27 protein-coding genes are annotated in these 22,664 nt (G+C 45.7%); 6 read left to right on the plus strand and 21 right to left on the minus strand.

The features are described from left to right. The first annotated feature begins 644 nt into the window (after positions 1 to 644). Both ACJJJB_RS02915 and ACJJJB_RS02920 read left to right on the plus strand, forming a co-directional pair. Positions 645 to 1,418 carry an SDR family NAD(P)-dependent oxidoreductase gene (locus ACJJJB_RS02915; RefSeq protein ID WP_444945499.1) on the plus strand — a complete coding sequence of 258 codons (774 nt, stop codon included), beginning with the start codon at positions 645 to 647 and terminating at the stop codon, positions 1,416 to 1,418. 18 nt (positions 1,419 to 1,436) lie between these two features. Further along, positions 1,437 to 2,435 carry an AraC family transcriptional regulator gene (locus ACJJJB_RS02920; RefSeq protein ID WP_020412322.1) on the plus strand — a complete coding sequence of 333 codons (999 nt, stop codon included), beginning with the start codon at positions 1,437 to 1,439 and terminating at the stop codon, positions 2,433 to 2,435. 590 nt (positions 2,436 to 3,025) lie between these two features. On the opposite strand, the gene ACJJJB_RS02925 is transcribed toward ACJJJB_RS02920, so the two are convergent. From ACJJJB_RS02925 to ACJJJB_RS02935, 3 genes are all read right to left on the minus strand, one after another. Further along, positions 3,026 to 4,471 carry a coniferyl aldehyde dehydrogenase gene (locus tag ACJJJB_RS02925; RefSeq protein WP_020412324.1) on the minus strand — a complete coding sequence of 482 codons (1,446 nt, stop codon included), beginning with the start codon at positions 4,469 to 4,471 and terminating at the stop codon, positions 3,026 to 3,028. Positions 4,472 to 4,693: 222 nt separating this feature from the next. After that, entirely contained in the window at positions 4,694 to 4,960 is a 267-nt protein-coding gene (locus ACJJJB_RS02930; protein WP_444902039.1) for a PepSY domain-containing protein, read from the minus strand. Positions 4,961 to 5,063: 103 nt separating this feature from the next. Beyond that, positions 5,064 to 5,495 (minus strand): hypothetical protein, encoded by a 432-nt coding sequence (locus ACJJJB_RS02935; RefSeq protein ID WP_444945498.1) that lies wholly within the window; start codon positions 5,493 to 5,495, stop codon positions 5,064 to 5,066. Between the two features lie 142 nt (positions 5,496 to 5,637). Between ACJJJB_RS02935 and ACJJJB_RS02940 the strand changes: the two genes are divergently transcribed. Together ACJJJB_RS02940 and ACJJJB_RS02945 are read left to right on the plus strand one after the other, a co-directional pair. Then, the gene (locus ACJJJB_RS02940) at positions 5,638 to 6,669 is read left to right on the plus strand and encodes a Fe(3+) ABC transporter substrate-binding protein (RefSeq protein WP_353376781.1); all 1,032 of its coding nucleotides are present in this window, start codon (positions 5,638 to 5,640) and stop codon (positions 6,667 to 6,669) included. 121 nt (positions 6,670 to 6,790) lie between these two features. Further along, positions 6,791 to 8,476 (plus strand): ABC transporter permease, encoded by a 1,686-nt coding sequence (locus ACJJJB_RS02945; protein ID WP_444945497.1) that lies wholly within the window; start codon positions 6,791 to 6,793, stop codon positions 8,474 to 8,476. A 6-nt stretch (positions 8,477 to 8,482) separates the two neighbouring features. On the opposite strand, the gene ACJJJB_RS02950 is transcribed toward ACJJJB_RS02945, so the two are convergent. Both ACJJJB_RS02950 and ACJJJB_RS02955 read right to left on the minus strand, forming a co-directional pair. After that, positions 8,483 to 9,589 (minus strand): ABC transporter ATP-binding protein, encoded by a 1,107-nt coding sequence (locus ACJJJB_RS02950; protein WP_444945496.1) that lies wholly within the window; start codon positions 9,587 to 9,589, stop codon positions 8,483 to 8,485. Between the two features lie 583 nt (positions 9,590 to 10,172). After that, positions 10,173 to 10,853, minus strand: coding sequence for a DUF6629 family protein (locus ACJJJB_RS02955; protein WP_445365710.1), 681 nt, complete (start codon positions 10,851 to 10,853; stop codon positions 10,173 to 10,175). 406 nt (positions 10,854 to 11,259) lie between these two features. On the opposite strand from ACJJJB_RS02955, the gene ACJJJB_RS02960 reads away from it, so the two are divergent. Then, entirely contained in the window at positions 11,260 to 11,421 is a 162-nt protein-coding gene (locus ACJJJB_RS02960) for a hypothetical protein (protein ID WP_444945494.1), read from the plus strand. A gap of 440 nt (positions 11,422 to 11,861) precedes the next feature. Here the strand turns inward: ACJJJB_RS02960 and ACJJJB_RS02965 are convergent, their stop codons facing one another. From ACJJJB_RS02965 to ACJJJB_RS03015, 11 genes are all read right to left on the minus strand, one after another. Further along, positions 11,862 to 12,365: a GNAT family N-acetyltransferase gene (locus ACJJJB_RS02965; RefSeq protein ID WP_353376776.1), complete on the minus strand. Its 504-nt coding sequence runs from the start codon at positions 12,363 to 12,365 to the stop codon at positions 11,862 to 11,864. Positions 12,366 to 12,460: 95 nt separating this feature from the next. Next, complete coding sequence (locus ACJJJB_RS02970) at positions 12,461 to 13,060, minus strand: hypothetical protein (protein ID WP_020412332.1); 600 nt, start codon at positions 13,058 to 13,060, stop codon at positions 12,461 to 12,463. Positions 13,061 to 13,775: 715 nt separating this feature from the next. Next, positions 13,776 to 14,174 (minus strand): hypothetical protein, encoded by a 399-nt coding sequence (locus ACJJJB_RS02975; RefSeq protein ID WP_444945493.1) that lies wholly within the window; start codon positions 14,172 to 14,174, stop codon positions 13,776 to 13,778. A 361-nt stretch (positions 14,175 to 14,535) separates the two neighbouring features. Continuing rightward, positions 14,536 to 14,946: a hypothetical protein gene (locus ACJJJB_RS02980; RefSeq protein WP_444945492.1), complete on the minus strand. Its 411-nt coding sequence runs from the start codon at positions 14,944 to 14,946 to the stop codon at positions 14,536 to 14,538. A gap of 48 nt (positions 14,947 to 14,994) precedes the next feature. Continuing rightward, positions 14,995 to 15,327: a hypothetical protein gene (locus ACJJJB_RS02985; protein ID WP_157533385.1), complete on the minus strand. Its 333-nt coding sequence runs from the start codon at positions 15,325 to 15,327 to the stop codon at positions 14,995 to 14,997. 67 nt (positions 15,328 to 15,394) lie between these two features. After that, on the minus strand, positions 15,395 to 15,937 hold the full coding sequence (locus tag ACJJJB_RS02990; RefSeq protein WP_353376771.1) for a hypothetical protein: 543 nt from the start codon (positions 15,935 to 15,937) through the stop codon (positions 15,395 to 15,397). Between the two features lie 74 nt (positions 15,938 to 16,011). After that, on the minus strand, positions 16,012 to 16,524 hold the full coding sequence (locus tag ACJJJB_RS02995) for an HAD family hydrolase (RefSeq protein ID WP_444945491.1): 513 nt from the start codon (positions 16,522 to 16,524) through the stop codon (positions 16,012 to 16,014). A 112-nt stretch (positions 16,525 to 16,636) separates the two neighbouring features. Then, positions 16,637 to 17,032 carry a hypothetical protein gene (locus tag ACJJJB_RS03000; protein ID WP_444945490.1) on the minus strand — a complete coding sequence of 132 codons (396 nt, stop codon included), beginning with the start codon at positions 17,030 to 17,032 and terminating at the stop codon, positions 16,637 to 16,639. A 38-nt stretch (positions 17,033 to 17,070) separates the two neighbouring features. Continuing rightward, positions 17,071 to 17,409: a hypothetical protein gene (locus ACJJJB_RS03005; RefSeq protein WP_444945489.1), complete on the minus strand. Its 339-nt coding sequence runs from the start codon at positions 17,407 to 17,409 to the stop codon at positions 17,071 to 17,073. A 98-nt stretch (positions 17,410 to 17,507) separates the two neighbouring features. Continuing rightward, on the minus strand, positions 17,508 to 17,777 hold the full coding sequence (locus ACJJJB_RS03010; protein ID WP_445365711.1) for a hypothetical protein: 270 nt from the start codon (positions 17,775 to 17,777) through the stop codon (positions 17,508 to 17,510). Positions 17,778 to 17,819: 42 nt separating this feature from the next. Continuing rightward, positions 17,820 to 18,146 carry a hypothetical protein gene (locus tag ACJJJB_RS03015; protein ID WP_445365712.1) on the minus strand — a complete coding sequence of 109 codons (327 nt, stop codon included), beginning with the start codon at positions 18,144 to 18,146 and terminating at the stop codon, positions 17,820 to 17,822. A 41-nt stretch (positions 18,147 to 18,187) separates the two neighbouring features. Here ACJJJB_RS03015 and ACJJJB_RS03020 point away from each other — a divergent pair, with 41 nt between their 5' ends. Beyond that, on the plus strand, positions 18,188 to 18,313 hold the full coding sequence (locus ACJJJB_RS03020) for a hypothetical protein (RefSeq protein WP_445365713.1): 126 nt from the start codon (positions 18,188 to 18,190) through the stop codon (positions 18,311 to 18,313). Positions 18,314 to 18,600: 287 nt separating this feature from the next. On the opposite strand, the gene ACJJJB_RS03025 is transcribed toward ACJJJB_RS03020, so the two are convergent. From ACJJJB_RS03025 to ACJJJB_RS03045, 5 genes are all read right to left on the minus strand, one after another. After that, positions 18,601 to 18,942, minus strand: coding sequence for a hypothetical protein (locus tag ACJJJB_RS03025; protein WP_445365714.1), 342 nt, complete (start codon positions 18,940 to 18,942; stop codon positions 18,601 to 18,603). A 598-nt stretch (positions 18,943 to 19,540) separates the two neighbouring features. Continuing rightward, positions 19,541 to 19,948: a DUF4279 domain-containing protein gene (locus ACJJJB_RS03030; RefSeq protein ID WP_282951340.1), complete on the minus strand. Its 408-nt coding sequence runs from the start codon at positions 19,946 to 19,948 to the stop codon at positions 19,541 to 19,543. A gap of 50 nt (positions 19,949 to 19,998) precedes the next feature. Continuing rightward, the gene (locus ACJJJB_RS03035; protein WP_445366262.1) at positions 19,999 to 20,898 is read right to left on the minus strand and encodes an IS3 family transposase; all 900 of its coding nucleotides are present in this window, start codon (positions 20,896 to 20,898) and stop codon (positions 19,999 to 20,001) included. Beyond that, positions 20,853 to 21,161, minus strand: coding sequence for a transposase (locus ACJJJB_RS03040; RefSeq protein ID WP_282951339.1), 309 nt, complete (start codon positions 21,159 to 21,161; stop codon positions 20,853 to 20,855). The genes ACJJJB_RS03035 and ACJJJB_RS03040 overlap by 46 nt, the downstream gene beginning before the upstream one ends. 545 nt (positions 21,162 to 21,706) lie before the next feature. Continuing rightward, positions 21,707 to 22,273, minus strand: coding sequence for a hypothetical protein (locus ACJJJB_RS03045; RefSeq protein ID WP_282951338.1), 567 nt, complete (start codon positions 22,271 to 22,273; stop codon positions 21,707 to 21,709). Positions 22,274 to 22,664 lie beyond the last annotated feature (391 nt).

The following is a 22,664-nucleotide window of genomic DNA, read 5'->3' on the forward strand; positions in this document are numbered from 1 at the left end:
TTTGTTTGTGGAGAACACTAACAAAAAAAGAGTTGTTAGGCTAAAACTGCGTCTTAAGTTGTGTGTTAAGTGTGCTTCATACCCCTTGTAATATCAATGCTATGTGGATCAGTTATTGATAGAATACCCTTTTGGTTAAGCTCACCTTGGTGTAAACAGTGCATTAAAAATGACCTGTAATCTATCGGGAAATTTAGAGGCTGTTAAAAAGCTTTGGTTCACGGAGTTACAGCAAATGACTCAATTGAGGTAGTAGTTCTTGCTCTCCAGAGTAGACAGACGTGAGACCAGGAAGTCAAAGCATCGAAAACTCATGAATAACGATAGCTTGACTGCACTGAATTTTAATATGAATGAAGTGTACGAGGGTAATGATCACAGCTATTGATAGGTACTTGAGAAAATTATCCCGTTTATACCGAGAGTAGCGCCTTCTGAATTCCTGGGGTTGCAGTTTCAAGGTCCGCAGAACGGGAAACGAGATCTTGAGCTGGTTTCGACGTTTCTGCGAAACTCTTAGAGTAGGGTGAAGGTATGCCTTTGGACGATGGCATGTTTGGATAGTCAACCGGCACAATCGGATTCTTAGTTGGCGTCTTTAGCTTATATACTGATTCCAAGATTAACGCTTGGGAGACAGTTAAATGGAAACGGCACTTATTACAGGAGCCTCAGGTGGTATTGGCCTTGAGTTGGCCAGGATACATGCGGCTAAGGGCGGCAACCTGGTTCTGGTCGCTCGGTCTGAGGGGAAGCTTTCAGCACTCAAACAGCAGCTGGAGAAGGATTTTGGTATCCAGGCAATGGTTATTACTGAAGATCTTTCCGACCCTTTGTCCGCACAGAGAATTTTTGAGCGAACCCAAAGCGAGGGTGTGGAGGTTGGTACCCTTATCAATAATGCGGGATTTGGTGGTCACGGTCTCTTCTATCAGCGAGATCTGGAAGCTGAGCAGGGTATGATGCAGGTGAATATGGTTTCCCTAACCAATCTCACCCACCTGTATGTCAAAGGCATGGTTGCCCGCAATAGTGGGCATATCCTTAATGTTTCATCCACGGCATCTTTTATACCCGGTCCTTTACAGGCGGTTTACTACGCAACTAAAGCCTATGTGACTTCCTTTAGCCAAGCCTTGGCGGAAGAATTGAAGGGCACAGGTGTAACAGTAACCGCTTTGTGTCCGGGCGCTGTTGCGACTGGGTTTGTAGCGGCTGGTGATCTTCAGGGAGTAGATATCTGGAAGAACGCCCGTTCAGCAGAATCCGTTGCAAAATGTGGTTACGGGGCTATGGAACGTGGGGATTTGGTTGCTTTTAATGAGAAGCGGCTTAAAGTATTTCTGAATTGGATAATGCCATTACTGCCCCGTAAAATGGTGTTGAAATTTTCCCGCCAGACGATGGAAAAATCTTGATTGCGAGTAGACCCGGTAATGACCAAGCGCGCAGCTAAATTTCTGGTATCCCCCAGCTGGAAGCTGATGTTACACGATATGAATATCGACTCAGCCATGGCTCTGGCTTATGCCGGGTTACCTGCAGATCTATTGCAGCGAGAGTCTGTGACACTTACTCCAATAGAGTACTTCCGCTTTTGGTGTGGTATAGATCAGGCCTCAAAGGATAGGCCGCTACCGCTCTTGTTGGCGGAGCATCTTACAGCTGAATCGTTTGATCCCCCTGTGTTTGCGAGTTTGTGTAGTGCAAACCTAAATCAAGCCCTATTGCGGATACAGCAGTATAAACCCTTGATTGGTCCCATGGATTTGCACCTGGATATTACCGAAGAATACACAAAGCTCAATTTAGAGTGCTATGGAAGTGACGGTAATATTCCTACTGCTTTGGGGCTAAGCGAATTAATTTTCTATATCCGCCTGGCCCGGTTGGGAACCCGGGAGAAAATTCGGCCATTGGAATTGGCGTTACCACAGTTACCAGAAGATCAAACGCCTTATAGAGAGTTTTTCGGTTGCTCAATTAAGCAATCAGATCGGGTAAGAATTTGTTTCTCGGCGCAAGATGCGCAAAAGCCATTCCTGACCGCCAATATGCCTATGTGGGATTTTTTTGAGGGCAAATTAAGTCAGCAGTTAAAAGACTTGGATCGCGAAGCAACAATGGGAGACCGGGTAGGCTCTGTATTGATAGAACTCTTACCAGCGGGTGAGAGTTCTATCGAATCTGTCTCTGAGCGTTTATCTATCAGTAAAAGAACTTTACAGCGAAAACTTGGGGAGGAGAACCAAACCTTTCAGACAGTGTTACAGGAAGTCAGGTCAAATTTGGCCGATCACTATCTTGCCAGGTCCAGCCTACATTTGGGAGAGATCTCCTTTATGCTTGGGTTTAAGGAGCCCAATTCATTTATTCGAGCCTACCGAGGTTGGAAAGGAATAACACCATTACAATATCGGGATTCGATTGATTAGGCGACTAAAGTTATTTCTGGTAATAAAATTTAGTCGATTTTCTTTCGATTGTAGGTCTTACCGATGCACAATTCGAGAATATCAAAAATAAAAGATCTACTGGATTTGTTATCTGGCTGGACGATCAGCAAAAATTATTCCGTTATCTGGATTTACTTCCAGAGCTCTTAGTTCTCCTTGATACACGGCTTGTATTTTCCAGCGACCACCAACAAACCGCATACTGGTTATAGGTTTGAATCCCAGACTGTAGAGTTTTGCCCTAATAGTTGATGGATCAAGTGCGATTACCGAAGGGGTCGCCCCGTAAAGGTCGGGGCTATCATAGATAGGTGCTGGTTTATTAGGGTCTATCCCCGGGGGGATTGGATTGGTCAAGTTGCTCACGAGCACAACGGTTGTAATAAAACTCACATGAGGCTCCACACTACATAAAAGCCATATACTTAGTGTGGACAGGGGATGATCGTAGCGCCAGTGCTTAGGGGAGTATTTTTGGGTTTCCTTGCCAAAAAAATACCCCGGCAATGAGTTTTGCCGGGGCAATAAAATCAATTAGCGGTTAAAAATTTTACAAATGTATCTTGCGGTTAACGGGTCATCTTCAACATTACGTTCAAGATTTTGTTTGTGACATTCCCGTAGGGAGGGCGCATAAGTTTTAGTAGGTCAACAGGGCCCTGCTGAAATATTGGGCGTAACTTTGAAAAAGTGAGAAACCCTTCATAGCCGTGATAGTGCCCCATTCCACTCTCACCTATACCACCAAATGGAATATCGTGTTGTCCAACATGTAATACACAGTTATTAATCGATACACCGCCGGACATAATCCGCTCAATATAGCGGTTTTGCAGATTTTTATCGTAGGTATATGGGTATATTGCCAATGGTCTTGGGCGGGCATTGATATAGTCGATGACTTCCTCGGGCCTTGAGTAGGTCATAATTGGCAGGAGCGGGCCAAAAATTTCCCTTTGCATCGCCAGCATATCACCGTTCATATTAACCAGAATATGTGGTGGGAACTTGCGTAAGCTGTCATCCCGCTTGAGTTGCCCACCACTGAGGTCATATACCTTAGCTCCTTTGTCGACTGCATCGTCCAGGGTTTTCCACAGGCGCTGGTAGGCGTTGCTATCAATAATGGAGGTGTAGTCAGAGCTGTGCCAATCTGGAAAGCGCTTCTTAATTAGCTGTGTCGCATGCGCAATAAAATTGTCCAGCTGGTTTTCTGGAAGGAAGAGGTAATCTACATTTACGCAGATCTGTCCGGCATTTACTAATTTCCAGTGGATCAGGCGTTCTGCCGCTTTTTCAATCGGGAAATCAGGGGCGATGATAGCCGGCGATTTTCCTCCCAACTCTAATGTGACTGGAGTTAGGTTTTCTGCAGCGGAGCGCATTACAGCGCGGCCTGTAGTACTTGAGCCAGTAAAAATTAAGTGATCAAATTTCAGGCTGGAGAATAGTGGGCCTATTTCGCCATAGTCGGCGATAAAAGAAAGCTTCTCCTGGGGAAAATACTTGGGGCTGATCTCTATTAACAGCTCGGCCAGCCGGCATGAGTTTGTGGACATCTTGACCATTGCCTGATTGCCTGCGGCAAAGACATTGGTCAATGGGGAAATGCTCAGGTTAATGGGAAAGTTCCAGGGCACTATCACTCCAACTACACCAATAGGCTGGGGCACCACAGTATTTTTTGAGAGCGGGTAGGCCTTGAGGTCAATATGGCGCCGTCGAGGTTTCATCCACCTTTTGAGATTTTTTATCGCATCCTTGATACCTGCAAGTGCCGGGTAAATCTCCAGGAGCAGGGTTTCTTCCCTCGAGCGGTTCCCATAGTCTGAACATATGGCTTCTATGATCGCCTCCTGTTGTTCCCTCAACATTCGCGCCAGGGTTTTCAGGTCCTGTACTCGCTGCTGATAACTGGGGACTGGGTTGGCGTGATAGGCTCGACGCTGGCTATCCAGCTGACTCTGGAGTAGCGCCTTGTCTGCATCCTGCCGGGTAAGGGTCTGGATGGTCATTTTATTATCCTATGGCGTTTATCTTCGACCAGATTAACCGAATAATCGTTTGGGAGATTGACCAATCGCGTCAGCAGATTGACTAAATAGTAATTAAAGCGCACGTTCCAACTTTGAGGGCGGAAGTGCTAGGGGGCTGGCCCCGTCACAATAAATGTGTGCGGGGCGTTAAGTAGGATCCTCGTAATTCGAGGGTCAGCACTTCTTTGTAAAGGCGACCGCTTAATTGTTGTCAGGTTTGTCAGACAAAACTTCTGCAGAATTAGGATCTACTTCCAAGTCGTGTTTCTGGTCTCCTTTATAGGCCTCAATTTTCCAGCGCCCATTGTCCAAGTCTACTTCGACAATGGGAGTAAAGCCTTGTTGTTCGAGTTTTGTCAGAACAGTGGATAGAGCCATAGCACCAGGAGGGGGTTTCTCATCGGCAAGAGCGGGATGGAGAGCGACCGCAGCGATACTCGCTAGTAATAGCTGGTAGGTGGTCTTCATGGTTGTACTACCTCGCTTGTAGTTGATTGACCGCTATTAGCGGAATAAATTGACCCCGCTCCTCTCCCCAGAGGAACGGCGGTAGAAGCGGTTTTCTGGCTCTTTATGGGCCCTGGCTACCTCCTTGAGTAAGGCGCTTTTGGATCTGCTCACACCACTCGGGACTTCCTGGTTCTATTCCGGGAAAGCTGCCACCTGTCAATATGGTTACTGCAGTAAACCATTCTTTACTGCCAACTGGAGGCAGGCCGGATGGGTATAGTTTTGCTATATCGGCACTTTGTCTGGAGATGATTTGTTGCTGCGCCCAAGCAAACCACTCTGGGGTGCAATCCCTTGCGTTCATACTGTGTTCTGTTGGTGGTGCTGGAGTGTTCCCTATAGGCGTGGGCGGTGCGACTGGCTCTTTCATGGCTTCTCTGGCAGTCCCGTCAGGGGCAGGGGTGTCGGGCTCGGGAGATCTGTGGCTATCGGACTGACGCTCACAGCCGTGAATGACAAGCATCAAGACGAGTAGGGGAGCAAAGCGGACCATGAAAACTCAAAAGGGTGACTGATTTGCTCCTAAGCATAGGAGGGATTTTGCGACTTTGCCGGTTACAGAGGTTCCAGGTTGACATTAACATTCATCCAAATGAGAATGCTTCTCAAGTTATCCCGAGGGTGATAGGACTCCCATGTTTACCAGATCTCTATTTCAAAAAGCGATTGCAACTATTGGTTTGATTGGTGCCATTGGTGCCAATGCCGCTGAGCAAGTCAATATTTACTCTTACCGCCAGCCCTTTCTGATTGAGCCGATACTGGAAGAATTCACCGAGAAAACCGGTATTGAGACCAAAGTGGTCTACGCGAGCAAAGGCTTGAACGAGCGACTGCAAAGGGAAGGGCGCAACAGCCCCGCCGATCTGGTGCTCACCTCCAATACCAGTAGCCTGATGGACCTGCTTAACAAGCAGTTGACCCAACCAGTAAACAGTGAAGTCCTGAAAGACAATATCCCGGCACAATTCCGCGATGAGGCCGGCAACTGGTTCGGTCTGACCACCCGGGCGCGTTTGATTTACGCTTCCAAAGACCGTGTTAAGCCCGGTGAAATTACTCGCTATGAAGAGCTGGTAGACCCTAAATGGAAGGGGCGAATCTGTACTCGCAGCGGCAAGCACCCCTATACCCTGTCCCTGATCGCCTCCATGATCGCCCATCACGGTGAAGCAGAAACCAAGCAGTGGCTGCAAGGCGTGAAAGCGAACCTGGCACGTAAGCCCCAAGGCAATGACCGGGCTCAGGTAAAAGCGATCAGCGAGGGTGTCTGCGACCTTTCCCTGGGTAATAGCTACTACTTCGGCAAAATGATTACCAATAAGGAGCAGCCGGAGCAGGTGGATTGGGCCAAGTCAGTCAACCTGGTCTTCCCTAACCAGAAGGATCGCGGCACCCATATGTTTATTTCCGGTGCGGCGCTGACCAAGCATGCCCCCAACCGTGAAAATGCCGTTAAGCTGCTGGAATTCCTCAGTGGCGCCGATGCTCAATACACTTACGCTGAGAAAAACTTTGAGTTCCCGGTGCGCCCCGGCACTGCCCGGTCTGGGTTGATTAAGGAATATATGGGTGAATTCAAGGAAGACGATCTGAGCCTCACGGAAATCGGTTCCTACGTTCCGGCGGCTTCCCGTATGGTTGATGAAGTGCGCTTTGACTTTTAGAATGGTCAACTAATGGGAATTGCTGCCTGGCATATTGGCAGCACTATCTCAGCCTTATTCGAACGGCCCTGTCGAGAGACCAGGGCCGTTCTTTTATAATGAGCTTTTGATTCCTTAATCCATGCTAAACCGAGCGAATTTATCAGCTTCCCGCTGGCTGCTACTGATAGCTACTATTTCCCTACTAGTGGCCCTGCCAGTGTTATCCATCTTTTGGTTGGCATTTTTCCCTGAAGAGAATATCTGGCCGCACCTGTTAGACACGGTGCTGCTCCACTATGTGTCCTCCACATTGATTCTGGCTGGTGGTGTCGGTTTGGTAACGCTGATGGCAGGCGTGGGCAGTGCCTGGCTGGTGAGCATGTGCCAGTTCCCCGGACGCCGTTTGTTCGAATGGGGGCTGTTACTGCCGTTTGCTGTTCCCGCCTATGTGATTGCCTACGTCTATACGGATTTGCTGGAGTATGCGGGCCCTGTGCAAAAGTCCTTGCGCGTCTGGTTTGGCTGGCAGACGGCCAGGGATTACTGGTTCCCCGAAATCCGCAGTATGGGTGGGGCGATTGCCATGCTGTCACTGGTGCTCTTCCCCTATGTGTATATGCTCGCACGCGCGGCATTTATTGAGCAGTGCGGCAGTATACGTGCGGCGAGCCGGTCATTGGGCTGTACGCCCTGGCAGAGCTTTCTGAGAGTATCCCTGCCAATGGCACGCCCGGCAATTGCAGTGGGTTTATCACTGGTGTTGATGGAAACCCTGAATGACTTCGGCACTGTCGACTTCTTTGCCGTGCGCACCTTGAGTGTCGGGATTTACGATACCTGGCTGAGCCACGGAAATTTAGGGGGCGCAGCACAAATTGCCTGTAGCACTCTGATTTTTGTTGTTCTGTTAATTACGCTGGAGCGAATGGGGCGGGCGAGACAGAAGCACTTTGTACAGTCACCAAATTCCCAACGTGAACGCTATGTATTGCGCGGTTGGCGAGCCGGCGTAGCCCTGTTGTTCTGCGGGTTACTGCTGGTGGCGGGTTTTATTATTCCCCTGCTGGTTTTGGGAGGGTACGCACTTAGTAACTTCTCCAGCTATTGGAGCGAAGATTTTATACAGATCGCCAGCAATAGCTTGTTACTGTCTATCGCAGCCGCATTGGTCTCTGTATTGCTGGGCTTGCTGTTGGCTTACGGTAAGCGGTTGCAACCCAAAGGGCCCGTGAAGCTTTTAGTCGGCTTTTCCAAGCTGGGTTATGCAATGCCAGGGGCGGTATTGGCGATTGGTGTCCTGATTCCACTGGCTGCATTTGATAATGCCGTCGACGCTTTTTTACGTGAGCACTTCGATATCTCCATAGGGCTACTGTTAAGCGGTAGTATTTTTGCCATTATTTTTGCCTACACGGTGCGCTTCCTGGCCGTATCCACGGGGGCCATAGAATCCAGTCTGGAGAAGGTAACCCCATCAATGGATAGGGCTGCCCGCTCTTTGGGGCGTAATAGCTGGCAAACCCTGTGGGCCGTGCATTTACCTTTGGTGCGTACAGGCCTTCTCACAGGCGGCTTGGTGGTCTTTGTGGATTGTATGAAAGAACTGCCGGCGACTTTGCTACTGCGCCCCTTCGGCTTTGACACCCTGGCGACCTATGTTTATCAATTTGCTTCCGATGAGATGTTGGAACGCTCGGCCATGGGGGCTTTATTGATTGTCCTGGTGGGATTAATTCCGGTGATTATGCTGAGTCGTTCCATTGGTTGGCGTAGAGGTGAGGAGCGCACAGCCCTGGCGAGCTCTGAAACGCCCGCCTTGTCCTGATAGCTTCTATTGGGCTTGGTCAAACACCAGTGCAGAGGAGAGGTGCAGGGGAAGTTTATCGCCCGGTGCCGCTTGAATATCTGCCTTCAAAGCGGCCTCGATAGTATCCCCTGCGGCCAGCTGGAAGCGATAGCTTACCTGGTTACCGAGAAAATTCTTTTCCAAAACCTGAGCCATCACAGCACCGGGATGTTCGCCTGCGGCAATATCCTCACTGCGCACAAACAGCTCGAGCTGATCTCCACTTTCGTACGCAGCTGTCGGCACCTTTACTTCCCCCAGAGGGGTGCTGATCAGGTCATTGCCCACAACAGTACCGGAAATGATATTTCCTTCACTGACGATTCTCGCAACCGCCAAATTCCTCGGCTTCTGATAAGTATCCTGTGGGCTGTCCCACTGCTGTAATTGACCTTGGCTGAGTACTCCCAGCTTGTCTCCAGCAATAAAGGCCTCGTGGCGGTCGTGGGTAACAATAATCGCGGGGATTTTTTCCTCACGTAGTATATGGCGGACTTCGGCGGCGAGACTTCGGCGCAACTCGGTATCCAGATTGGAGAAGGGTTCATCCAGAAGCAACAACTTGGGGCGTGGTGCCAGCGCTCGAGCCAGAGCGACACGCTGCTGCTGTCCGCCGGATAGTTGGTGCGGGTACTGTTGCCCGAAGCCTTCGAGGCGCACTAACCGTAGTAACGACTGAGTACGGGATTGTCGCTTGTTTTTTGGCATCGACTGGATACCGAAGGCAATATTCTGCTCAACGGTAAGATGTGGGAAGAGGGCGTAGTCCTGAAATACCACCCCTATTTTCCGCTGCTCTGCTGGAACCTGCATCTCAGGGGAGGAAATCACCTCCTTTGAGAGCTGGATTCTCCCTTCAGTAACCGGCTGAAAACCTGCAATGGCGTGCAGCAGCGTCGTTTTGCCACAGCCGCTGGGGCCCAATAAACAGGCAATTTCCCCTGCCTGCAAAGCAAACGAGACTGATTCGATAACCACCTGCTCGCCGTAGCAGCACTGCAGGTTTTCTATAGAGAGTATGGGGTGCACAGGTTTTCCGGTAGTTTGGCTTTTAAACACTTCGGGCAGCTTTCGAGTGTAGTTGCTGATCATACTTACCACTAAACCAACCAGTCTAGTGTGAAGCATGCTTTTAGCTGTACAGCGGACGCTTCTTTTGATCGGAGTAGAGTTGGGTGTTTTTTAAGCAGGCAGGTTGTTTAAACACTCAACATAAACCTCATACGCTAATATATCCATTCTCAAGGATATTGAGATTTCGCCTACTCCATAATCATAGTGATCAGCTGAATAGTATCGACATCTAATTGTAAAATAAGCTGGTCCAATTCAGATTATACCATCAGCCTAGGTATTTAGTCGTGTATTGGGCTACAAGTGATTTCGAGCGGAGATAATAATACATCACTTACATTGAATTTTTCAGGGAGGGATATCTTCACTGGACGCTCATCAATACTGAGGTCGATGTGATGATTGGAATTCGCTTTTGAAGTGAGGAAAACTGGAGTAAAACTTTTTGAAGAGGCTAATCAAAGCTCCGTATACACCTGAGTTTTCCTCTGGTCTATGCCACACTTCCGTTTTAGGCCGAAACCTAACTATACAAGGTATCTACTAAACGTGGGTAAGTTCTACCTTTAGCGCTGTGGCCAAATTAACTTTGCCACTATAGTCATGAAGCTTGTTTTTTAATCTTTGCTTTATGATCATTTATTAATAGAAAGTAAATCCATAAGGTCGATATTGCAGCAAAGAAACACCAGGTTGATACCCATGTTTCACGCTGAGTAAAGTAGACGATAACACCGAGTAGCATGACAAGTGCCCAAAACTTTCTAAAAAATCGATTGCTCGATAATAGAAATAAGAAACCAAGTGAAGAATAAATAATATGTCCTGCTGTAATGGAGAATAAGCTGTCATCGGACATGATATAACATAGGCTATGCCCACATACACTCGTTTTTATTAAGTGTCTTGGCCCTGTTTCTAATAAGACAGGTATCCAAAGGTATAAGCCAAAAATAAAACCTATCATAATTAATATAATAAAAAAAATCCTTTTCCATCTTTTTGTTTCAAGGCTAAAGGCTACGATTGGTATCCAGGCAAGCCAAAAAAGTAGAGCAAAAAATAAAAAGAAAATAGAAGATGCTGTTGTCAGTGAGGTTAAGTTTCCGTTGTGTCCAATCCATACCACGCCTTCACTCACTTGTTGTAGCGCAAAAAGAATAGGGGTAATCGCGAGCAATAAATAGGTTTTATCATTTTTTATAGCGTGTCTTATACACAAAGTCCCGCCGACAAGAAGCAGCGCTGCTGATCCGAATGATGCTGTGGCTGAAAAACACATAAGGATATTCTCTATATGTAGAATAATGTATTTTAAGCCAGGGTCTTATGACTTAATGTACAACATAACAATAGCCTTAACCTGGAAAATCAGTATAACTTCGCTAATTTGTACTAAACTTTGGAGTTGATCTGTGAAGACTATATCAAGTTCAGTGCTTTCAATTCTTCCAGTGAGTGAATCTGAAAACATCAACAAAGATGCATCAAAATTGCCCACGGAAATCGATACTTATACAGACAAAGTCTATGTCGCATGAGGGCAACAAGCCAATGCGATGCCGCTCGGTCAGTAGTCGTTCTTTATTCAGTTATAAACGCTGGCCACCGTTTTGACCCTTGAATTGAGGATCGCCCGTTGCATATTAAGGTAATAATGCTCCCACTAAATTAAATGTATTTGGGGTATGTCGGTACTATCTGGTCAAACACGTTACGCGCGTTTAGCTTGGATCGCCACTGATCCCGCGACAACGGAGCTATTGAGTATGACTAATGTGGTTAGCGATGGCTCAGTCCGTCGCGTCTTGCTCAAACTGGCAGAAAAGCTCGATAAAGATTTGTTGTAGCAACATTTACTTGAGGGTTATCGTCTCCTATCAACGACAACTTGGATTTTAGACGTGGATACCACGGTTAAACCTACCCGCGGTAAACAAGAACCGGCAGTCAAAGTTGATAACCCCATAAACCTGGGCGTCCTTGTCACACTTATAGGATCGTGAATTTACGGCTCATTTTGGATGTTGTGGTAAAGGCGGACACTCACTGCCATTCGAGTCACAGTTTTCCCGGATTACTGGTCATACTCGAACGACTAGAGCGTTCAAAATGGCCTCGTTTTGTACTTTGGTAACCCCAAGTAACTTAGTTGCATGCCACGGAAATAGCCGACAACAATAAAATTAGAAAAGTCATCTTGATATTTAGGTTATTTATAGATGACTTTCAACACTCTAATAAGGTGAAAAAAGAGGCGTAGCGTATAGAGATCGGATTAATTGGTTTTTTAGGCTGGTTTAGGTAATGCGTAGATATCTCTACTCAAACCGTCATTAAACTGTACCCGCCTAGTTTTTTTTCCACCTAGCCTTTCTACTAGGGCACGTGCAGCAATATTCTCATCATCCATATAGGTTTCTACTATATTCCATTTGAACTCATTATAAGCGTGCAACAAAGCTGCATTAGATGCTTCTGTAGCTATACCTTTTCCTCGCCCTTCAGGTGTTACCCACCAAGTAAGTTCTCTAGGCCAGTCTTTACCCTGCCAAAAACCACACGTTCCAATATAGCTATTATCTGATTTTAATTGGATGGCCCAAACACCAAAGCCAAGTAAATGCCATGATCCTAGATCGGCTTTCAATCTAGACCAAACTTGTTCTTTTTTAATAGGCCCGCCATACATTTTTGATGCTTCTTTATCTGTATAAAATTCCTCATATACTTCAAAGCACTCTTCGCTTGGCGGAACTAATCTGAGCCTTTCGGTCTCTATTATTGGTATCATACTTTTCCCTTCAGTTTAACGCCTTTAGCAGCGGGCCGAAAAGGCGCCAGGATTTTTGATCCGTTGCCTAAACTTGTTAGAGTAAATATCGCACATTAGTTTTCGCGCACAAAGTTAATCAGACAGAGCGCTAAAAGCAAGGTTGCAATAACGCCCGATCCTCCAGCAATAGCAGAGGGCAAAAAGGCATCTCGTCCAAACGCAATCAAAATTGCATTAGCGAATATGGCAACAGCGCCAACTAATGCAGTCACACCTCCCAATGCCTTGCTATTCCCATGCATTTTGGCTATTCCAAAAATGAGTGCAGCAAAGCCTAACAAGAGCTTTGCTGCGTAATAGATCATGAAGGACAAGGCTACAACTGCTCCCGCCGTAGTTCCAAGCACGTCAAGTTGACTAGCGGCTTCGCGAAATGGTCCGAACATGGTAAGACCAATGCTAACCTGGACTACATTCAGTACTGCGCTGAACGCAATGGCGGACCATCCAACTTGATAGTTACTAGCTTGCACCATTGCGGCTCCGGCAAATGCTGAGAGAATAGTGAAGAGTAAGGCTTCGAGCCCCCAGAGAATTTGCCGCGGGGCGTTAATCTCAGCAATGTAGAGAGCAGTATAAACTGTCTGCGTAAGCGCCAGTACCAACAGCAGATATGATGTGATTTGGACAGTTTGTTTATTAGTAAAATTCATAATTACATGCCTCGTATTTTCTATGCCCGACTTTTGCTTTTAGGTGTAACTATCGTTCCAATACAATCCGTCTAAAGTTATTAGCTGGTGGCCGATTAGTCCAATTCATCAGGTTCCGTCTCACGCCGCCATCACCCACCGGAAGTAACTGGCGCTTTTTGTGCTCAGCAAAAAAGGTGACAGTTACCTGAGGTCCGTTGTCTGCCCTTGTTTGGTTGTTCTTGCCCGATTCTGATGTTGAAAATCCTTTTCTCTAATGGGTAAATTGAGATCCACCTTCGGCAGCTACCGAAGGCTTTGTTTACCACAGTTCGTTGCAGAGCCGGTTCATAAAGACCGATAGCAAGTAGGAACGTGACAGGCACTCACTAGGCATAATTCGAACTTTGAGCCCGAATAGCATTGACGATGATGCTTCTCACCATCTAGATTTCTGCTAGAGACGGTACTCTGAAACCCGTCTATCTATATGAGAATAGAGAGGCATGTAAATAAACATAAAAGTGCCATACAAAAAAGTAAAATTCCTTGTGAATTTTCCTCTTCCAATCCTTCTAGTTCTTTCCAAGCCCTTTTACTGCTTTTCTCGCCATTTAAACACTTATAGCTACCATGCTCTTATCAATAACGCCCACAGCAGGAGCGGCAGAAATGTAGTGTAGGCCGCCCCGCGCAGGCCCGAAGGCGAAGGGCCGGAGCAACCTGCCTGTATTTTTTAAGCATTTTTTCGCTCTGCAAGTTTTAACATACTGCATATCACCAAGGCCATTAACTCTGCAGCTAGAGTGAAAAGCAAGAGCACTATTGGTGCGACGATAACATGTATTTGTGTCGCTGATGTGTCTGAGTTTTCAGCGCGACCGTTCAAGGTGTAGTAGGTATAAGCAACCATGCTTAAGGCTACAGAAAAGATAGCTACAAGCTTGAAAGGTAGCTGGGGAAAACTGGAAAATTTAGAAACACCTTGTAAGATCAGATTGGCCAATATTGGCGCAGCTACAGCACCAAGGTTAGCTACGCAAAAGCCCCAAAAGCTGAAATAGCCTTCTTCGTACCAATTGTAAATCGATAGTAAGAAAATAAACGCTATCAGAACCCAAAGATATTTGTTCATACTTATGCTTAACGTTGCTGACACGCGCTTGTCGTGTGCTCAGCATTATTAAATTTTTTAACGTCCATAAGGCCACTCCGAGCCAATCGGCTCTGAAACATGCCAATAAAGAAGCTCGATGTACCGCAGGGGGCCATATACCCATACTGCAACTTGTCCTACCCCGGCAGCGAATGGCTGAAGTGAACCAACAAAGTCCCCTCTGCGCACACTATGCTGATATATCTTCTTACCAGTCCCTACCTCTGATTTGTAACCAGTCGCATGTACGAGAATGTCACTATGCCTGATCTCAACATATCCCAGGAGGTAAATTGCTAAAGCAACTAGGAGAGCTATTTTTTTCATGAAATTTAACGCCTCAATGTGCGGCGAGCGTTAGTGAGTCCAGCCCAAGCTTGCTTGGGCGATGCACCATTGACTTGTTATGAGTGATTCCTAGCACCAACTCGAATTGCTCATAGTTTTGTATTTGATAAAGACCTACTGATGCAGATTTAGCTAATGGCATTGACCATCCGCCACGATACAGCCAATGCCCAGAATCATTGCCACCAGATATATCTATTTTAAAGCCCTTTGACCAATCCATTCGTATCTTTTTGTCAGACGCAACCTTGGTTTGCCACAATGAGTAAAAGGCCTCAATGTCTTTTGGCTGAGTTAGCTCATTTATTTTTTTGAACTCACCATCAAAAACTGTAACGGACTTATTCTCTGCAAATGCCGCGCTACAAAATAAAGTCAGTGACAGAAATAGTATGTTCTTCATTAAATTACTCATAACGCCCGAAGGGCCGTAGCACCCTGCTTGCGTTTGTTAGGTGATTGATGCTTGCGCAGAGCTTTGCGTACCACTTTCACTTGCCGATAAATAGTGATTCCATACACCCGCTGCACCTGCAATTGCTACGCACACTAGAAAGCAGCCGATACATCTAAGGGCATTTACTCTATTTTTGTTACCTAGATCAGTAAACAAAGAAGGCATGAAGACCGCAAATGGGAGTGCCGCTCCCCATTTTCGATTTTCCCTCATGTTCTTGTTCGCTGCAAAGATATAGAAAAAACCAGCGATTCCAAATCCTAACCCAGCGACACTGGATAGCAAGAATAATACGTAGCTGACTAAGGCTATTCCTTCTGTACTCATAATCACCTAACGCCTTGCGGAGGGGCGAAGGGCGCAGCACCTTGTCCCGCTTGCGCAATTGTTATGTTTATGGCTGGCACGGTACTAGGTACTTAGCGTCAGGTTTTGGGACATTTTCTTCTTTTCCATTTATCCAGTAAGGGCTAGGGTGGACTAGGGAGAAAGATGGTAGTTCGATTTCCATTTCCGTACCACCTGAGGTTATGCTCCCCCGAACAGCCCAATATCTCCCAATTGTTCCCCACCCATGGTGAACTACTCTTGAGATGGTAATCTGAGTGCCTGACGGAACCTCAAATAGCATAGTCCTCTGTTTTTCAAATAGGAGCTTATCGAATTGTTTTTTATCAAATGCTTCACGATTTTCAAGATAAACAGTCCAGCTAGACGGAAATCCACCTTGTCCTACCGCCTGCACACTATTACATAGTTCGCTATTTTCATTAAATCCAGTTAAGTCAGCACATCGCCCTTCGTAAATGAATGCATTCTTCTTGAATTCGAAGCACTGCCCGATTAAATGCATTGCTTCAGGGGCCTCGCCCATATCCATGGAGGTGATGCAACCTGCCAGCAACGCAGGCAATAGTAAAACTAATTTTTGATGCATAAAAAATAGTTCTTAGTAAACATAACGCCCGCGTCATTTGCCGCAGCGCATCGGAGGTCAAATGCACGCGTTTATTATATTTTCGCCGCATTCTTTAGGTTGCTACCCTTTAGCGACACAATTTGATCTGCCAAAGTGAAAAGCTCTTCATCAATGGTACTGCCGTAGTATGGTTTAACTTCAATCACATTATTGTATTCAGACTTCACCAGATGTGGCTTATCATCAATGACTATAAAATTTTCGTAGCTCCAACCTAGCTCAACGATTTTTCTTGTATCTTTGACAAACGCATCATAACCGTCATTTTCAGTTATTTGAGCGCAATCTTCCCTAGTCAAAAGAAACTCTAGGTTATCTACACCACCAAAAAGTCTTTTAACGATATCCTGAGTATACAGGCCATAAGACGCTGTCCAAACCGCTAAAACGAAATGCTCGGACAATTCTGCAAGGAGTCTCTCGGCTCCGGGCCTTATATGCACCATCGCATTTGATATAGAAAAACTTGGTTTCTTACCAATCCATTCATGGCATGAGTGAATTAGTGTTTCATCCAAGTCAAGAACAACTAGTTGCCTGCTCATAGTGCCCTAATAAATATAACGCCTACGATAATGGGCCGCAGTGCCGGCGCGAAGCGCCGGAACTGAGGTCCGAGGCCACTTGCGGCCGGGCGTTGATTGTATTGTTAGGCATTTAAGAAAACCATTCCTTTGACTCTTTTGCATTTAGCAGTAGAAACACGAAAAGAAAACACACTGCCTCCCCTATACCCGTGTATATAGAATACTCCTCTAAAGGGGTATAAATACTCATACCTGCAACCAATAATGCGAGAATTAGAAATGTATTCTTCGGATTGTCACTTCTAGTTCGGATTGAGCTTGAAACCCAATATAGAATTCCGGCCCAAACCGGGATAAATAGATAGTTATATATATCGTAGGGCCCTTCTTCCGAGGCATAGGTCAGCTCTTCAATTAGAAAGATCATAAAGCTAAGCACAATAAACCCAAATGCAAAATATATTGTTTTTGGCATCACTTTCATATCTGTACTTAAATCTGATTCTGGAATTTTGTATGGGTCCATGATTTATGCCTAACGCCAAGCCTCGCTGCCTGTGATTGTTAACTTTGATCTACGCTCTTGAGCTTAACTCGCGCACCTAGCTTCCTAGCAATACCAGTGAGCACAGAGTCAAAGGGATTTTCATACTGAGTAAAACGAACCCCATGCTCAGTAAAATGAAAGCAAACTTTCCCATCGTAAGGAAATCGCTCTAAGTTCACAGAGCTTGGAACCCAGTAACCAGACCCCGGAATCTCAATTTCTAGAAACTCTTTTGTAAATGGGTTTTGCTGAATCAGTTTATCGGTGACTAGAAAGTTCGGCTCTCCACTCACAACTTCACGCCATTCATCAACCGATATCCTTCCCCCATCCCTTTCTATGATGCAATGCTTCATTGGCTACTCGTAAAGCTAACGCCTTGCTTAGGGGTGCGCACTTTTTGCGCGTCCCGTGGAGGCCCGTCTTTTGGGCCGCAACATACTACAGCAACTTGTTAAGTGTTGTAGTAGTAATTTGCCAGGACTATGCCGACAATAACTAAACAACTAAAAGCTACTTGTTTAATGCTAAAGCCCTTCTTATCACTGGCTCTGGCTGAATATTTAGCGATGGCATAAATAGATATGCCATATAAAAATAGTCCGGCTATGAGTACCAGCCAAGAATTATATATTACAGCCAAAACCGGTATTGCTATCGGCAAAAATACATAACCAATTGCCGTAGCTAGTTTTTGAAGAGCATCTCTCAGTTCTGGGTGCATAGACACTTTAGCCTGTCCGATTTCCTGCGCTTGTTAAGTTCGTTATTTTTCGCCTTCATAGCCCATATGATAAACATACTTTTCTAACGATCTCATTAGCCAGCTATCGTCGTCACAGTGTATGTGCGCTTGATAGTGCTTTCCTTTTTCTTGCAATGAATACCAGTGTTCCATGTCCTCTGCGAATATGACATCACCCGGTAATGGTTCAGGAGTCATAAAATAGGGATCTACTGTATCTAGTTTTTTCCACCATGCTTCCAATTCAAATGGTGTCATTTGAGGAAACCAGAACCAATGCTTATAGCCATACTCTTCTTCGAGTAAGACCATGAATTCTTTTTCTCTATACTTGATATCTTTCTGCATGACTCAAGAATTTAACGCCCACAGCAGGGGCGGCTTACCTTATGCGCGTCTTGCGCGAAAATGGGAGCGAAGTAACCAGCACAAAGGTGCATAGCATTGACCGTCCGGTGCAGCGCCTGGTTAAGTTTGATTGGCACGGTGCCCATTATAAGCAGCTCTATACTTAGTGAGATTTACGGCTTAAAAAGCCGCATCCAAAATATGCCTTCAAAAATTATACCTAGAACCAGGAAAATTGCGCCGCCTGCCGGAATACCAAATACATAGCATGTAATTGCAGCAAAGAAACATAGCAGTGTCAGCACCCACCTTTTTATCAACTTCAATGCGTTATCCTTTTTGATTTTTCGCAATCACTCGACCGCAAACTTAACGACCACAGCACGGGCGGCCAGAGCGCAACGTAGGCCGTCCCGCGAAGGACCGAAGGGCCGTAGCAACGTGCCTGTAATTGTTAGCTGCCTTTGCGTAATTGCTCATTATATATTTCCTGTATCTCAGCATGGCCAACTACTCTTGAGCCTTCTCGAACCTCCAGATGAGCACCAGTCTCTAGGCATTTTGGGTATGCCTCTGGCGTGATGAATTTAACAAACGCTAGAGTGCGCCTGTTAGGTTCCGCAATCCCCGCATCAATAAACCAATGAATTGTAGTCGTGAGGTAGTCGGCTTTAACCCTGTAATGAGGTCGGTATCCATTCTTTACGATGATATCTTTACCGGAAAGACATATCTGCACAAGAACATCAGGCTCCCAGTCTGGATTTTCAATTCTATCGAATTTATCAGGTATCACTTTTGTCTCTTACAACAGTTAACGTCTGGCGCAGCGGCGAAGCACACAGTGCTGAGTCCGGCAGCCAAAGGCTGCGCATTGCCGCCACTTGTTATGTGCTTCATGCCTCGTTCTTCTCTGATAATTTTTTAATCGTGTTAGCATAGTAAATTAAGAACACGCCTAAACATAGCAGTGAAACAATAAAAATATCGTCAAATACTGATTTAATGAATGATAAAGCATGGGTATCAATATGCCTTCCTAGAAACATTCCCAAACTGGCCCATATAAAATACAATAACTTGTGCGGCCACGTTTCAACCCTATCTTTTGGGACCATTTTGTATCCAAGAAGCGGGATGCTGATTATAAATGGAATCAATAGTACAGTATCGTAATAGCCTATATGCATGACCACAAATACTGAAATCAATAAAAAAGCCCCTATCAATCTAAGATTTAGATATTCCTTTAGCATATCAATATAATTCACATAACGCCGCAAACAGCGGCAGACTTGTTGTTGATTTTTTTATGCTAAAATGGCGAAGCCAAGCATAAAAAAGCGACGGCAAGGCTGTCCAAGGAACACAGCGACTGATGCTGGTTTGCTTTGTTATGCATTATCTTCGTCGTCAAAGTACATATCCCAAGAAACACTTAACCCCAATTTTACGAGCTCATTCATCATTGCCACACTTAGGCTAGGCCCACCTTGTCCAGTTGAATCCCAACGGCAAAATATATCTGTCATACAGCCTGAATCTTGAAGGAGTGAAAGGCGGCCTTCTTTACCTTTGAGTAGTGAAAGCAAAAACTCCAAATGTTCCACATTATCTGTAGAGTTCAAATCATTTTCGGTAGTTCTAGACCAAAAATTAAACTCTCTTCTGGGTTTATATTTTGAATTAAGATCTCTAGGGACCGAATCCGTCGATTTGATACCTATATGCTTTTCGATATCGTCAGGGTGCATTTCATCTGAAAATATCCTTAACGTAGCGTAGGTTTCAGTACAAGCCATTCTGATTCTCTAGATTTGCTGGTCTTGCCCACAAAAAGTAGACACTCTAACTATGCGTATTTTCGCTCATACTCTGCTGGACTTACATAGCCTAATGCAGAGTGCCTACGAACCCTATTGTAGAAAATCTCAATGTATTCAAACACCTCAGATTTTGCTTGCTCTTCGCTTTCGAATGTTCCGGCATAGACCAGCTCGACTTTTAATCTGCTAAAGAATGATTCCATTGCCGCATTATCCCAACAGTTAGCCTGGCGACTCATACTCGGCTTGCACTTGCTTTCGGACAAGAGATCCTGGTATTTCTGCGATCGATATTGCACACCCCTGTCAGAGTGAACTATTAGTCCAGGCTTTATTTGTCGTCGCTCTAGAGCCATTTTCAATGCTCGACGTGTCAATTCATCCGTCATCTGGGAGTCGAATGCCCAACCTACAATACGTCGAGAGTACAGATCCATAACTACCGCGAGGTACAACCACCGCTCCAGAACCCAGATATACGTAATGTCACTTGTCCAGCGGCAATTTGGTCGATCCACATCAAAGCAACGCTTAAGTAAGTTGGCGGAGACATTAATGCTCCCCTCTACGGGCTGACTATATCGAAAGCCTTTGCCGTTTCTCGCTTTAATATGCTCCTGATGCATAAGCTTAGCGACGTAGTTCCGTGAACATGGCTCACCTAACTCTCGAAGCTCGCAAGCGATTCTAGGCGCCCCATAACGACCTTTAAACGCAGTAAACGTCTCTCGGATTTTATCGATTGTTCGTATCTTTCTAATCGTGTGAGGAGGTGGCAACCGCCCTCGCCATCGATAATAACCCGATCTTGAGACTTCTAAACACCGACACATCAAGCTAACCGGGAATGACCCTACATGCTCTTGTATCAGTGCGTACTTTACTCTCGGTGGTTCGCAAAGTACGCAGCTGCCTTTTTTAGAAATTCAACCTCCTGACGTGCTTCATGCAGTTCCTTCTTGAGCTTGCGAACTTCAGCGCTTTCCTGTTTGGAATAGTTGACGCCGCCTAAACTATTGAACTGCTTATCAGACAGTCGATTAAATTGACGACGCCAGTTGTAGATCTGCTGTGCGCTGACGCCTAGCTCTCGTGCCACGGAGGCCGTTGTTGCTCCAGGCTTTTCCGCTCTCTTAACTGCTTCTCTACGGAACTCCTCCGTATACGCCTGAGTTCTTTTCTTACCCATGATACACCTCCGTGTTAGGACTAAACCTAACTATACAGGGTGTCTACTAAACGTGGGTAAGTCTTTTGCATAACGCCGCCGGCAGGGGCAGCTTACCTTGTGCGCGTTTTGCGCAAAAATGGGAGCAAAGCGACCTGCGCAAAAGGTGCACAGGGTAAGCTGTCCCGCGGAGGGCCGCAGGCCCGGAGCAAATTGCCCGGCTTTGTTATGTGGCCCCAAGGGAGCGTCTTAGCAGCCCTCTTGTTCCGATGGTGGAATAAACGGAATTGAGGAATGAAGCCTATTCTGTATACACCCACCATGAGAATACATAAGCTGTGTTTCCTCATCACCGAGGCCTAAATTGATAGTCACAGCAGGTTCATCTTCTATCAATTTACCGCAAAAACAACAGATACATTTAGTACCGAAAGCCTCAGATAAAGCCCTTCTCAGTTCTCTAATCCACATAGATACTCCGATAACCCGAGGACACATAACGCCCGCAACACGGGACAATTTGTAGCGACGAAGGAGCGGAAAATTGTTCCTCGTGCTTGCGTTTGTTAAGTGCACTTTTCATTTGCACAGATTTTCATGTATTGACTATCAAACTCCGGGGGATTTGTTGTGCCCCTAGTACTTAGCCATGTAGGGAAGGCCAGTACAGAATTAGTGGGGAGCTCTATTTCTAAACCTTTATTATCCCCTGAAACTATCTCGGCTCGAATAGCCCAATAGTAGCCGTTGGACCCCCAAGGATATTGAACCAACCTAGTCATTTTGAATACAGTGCCCTTGGGTATAGCCTTAATGATTGTGCGTTGCTTCTCGAATGCTAGCTTCGTGAATAGCCTTTGATCCCATGAGGCCTTTGAAGCAAGGTATTGCTGATAGTCTTTAGGTGTAGTTGAATATTCGTTCCCAGAGTTAAAAGCTTGGACAGCAGTGCACCATTCTGTCGATTGGATACCCGCATTTACATCGGCGCACCGGCCTTCATACAAGTAGCCATCTTTGACGAGCGCAAAATATGAACCAATGAAGGCTTCTGCTATTGCCTCATTAGTTTTGTCGTGGACAACGACACAACCACTAAGCAAGACAATAAAAGACACGACTAGGTATTTCACACACACCTCTTGTGCACTTAACAGTGTATTCAAAAGCAGCTGCATTATATCACCAGTCAATATACCCTAAGAATAGAAGGCTTCTCTAGCCGGAAAAAGCATATAAATCAGTATGTTAGCCAGCACTGGTGGAAAATTAATCTAGTGGATATATCGCGACTGAATTATATCCTGATATTTTGCTGCATTTGATCACAGGCGTAAATCATTCAAAAACAATAAGTTAGCGATTTTTTTACTGTGGATATGTGCGTCTGCTCTTGATCTTTGATATGGGTAGCATGAAAAGTCAATAAGGTGTATACAAAAATAACAAATTCAAGTCACTACGGTTGATATTTGCCCAAAGCTAACTGTTAAACCAGAGTGTCTGGTCGATATTTTGGTGCAG

It is taken from the genome of Microbulbifer variabilis, assembly GCF_052468405.1.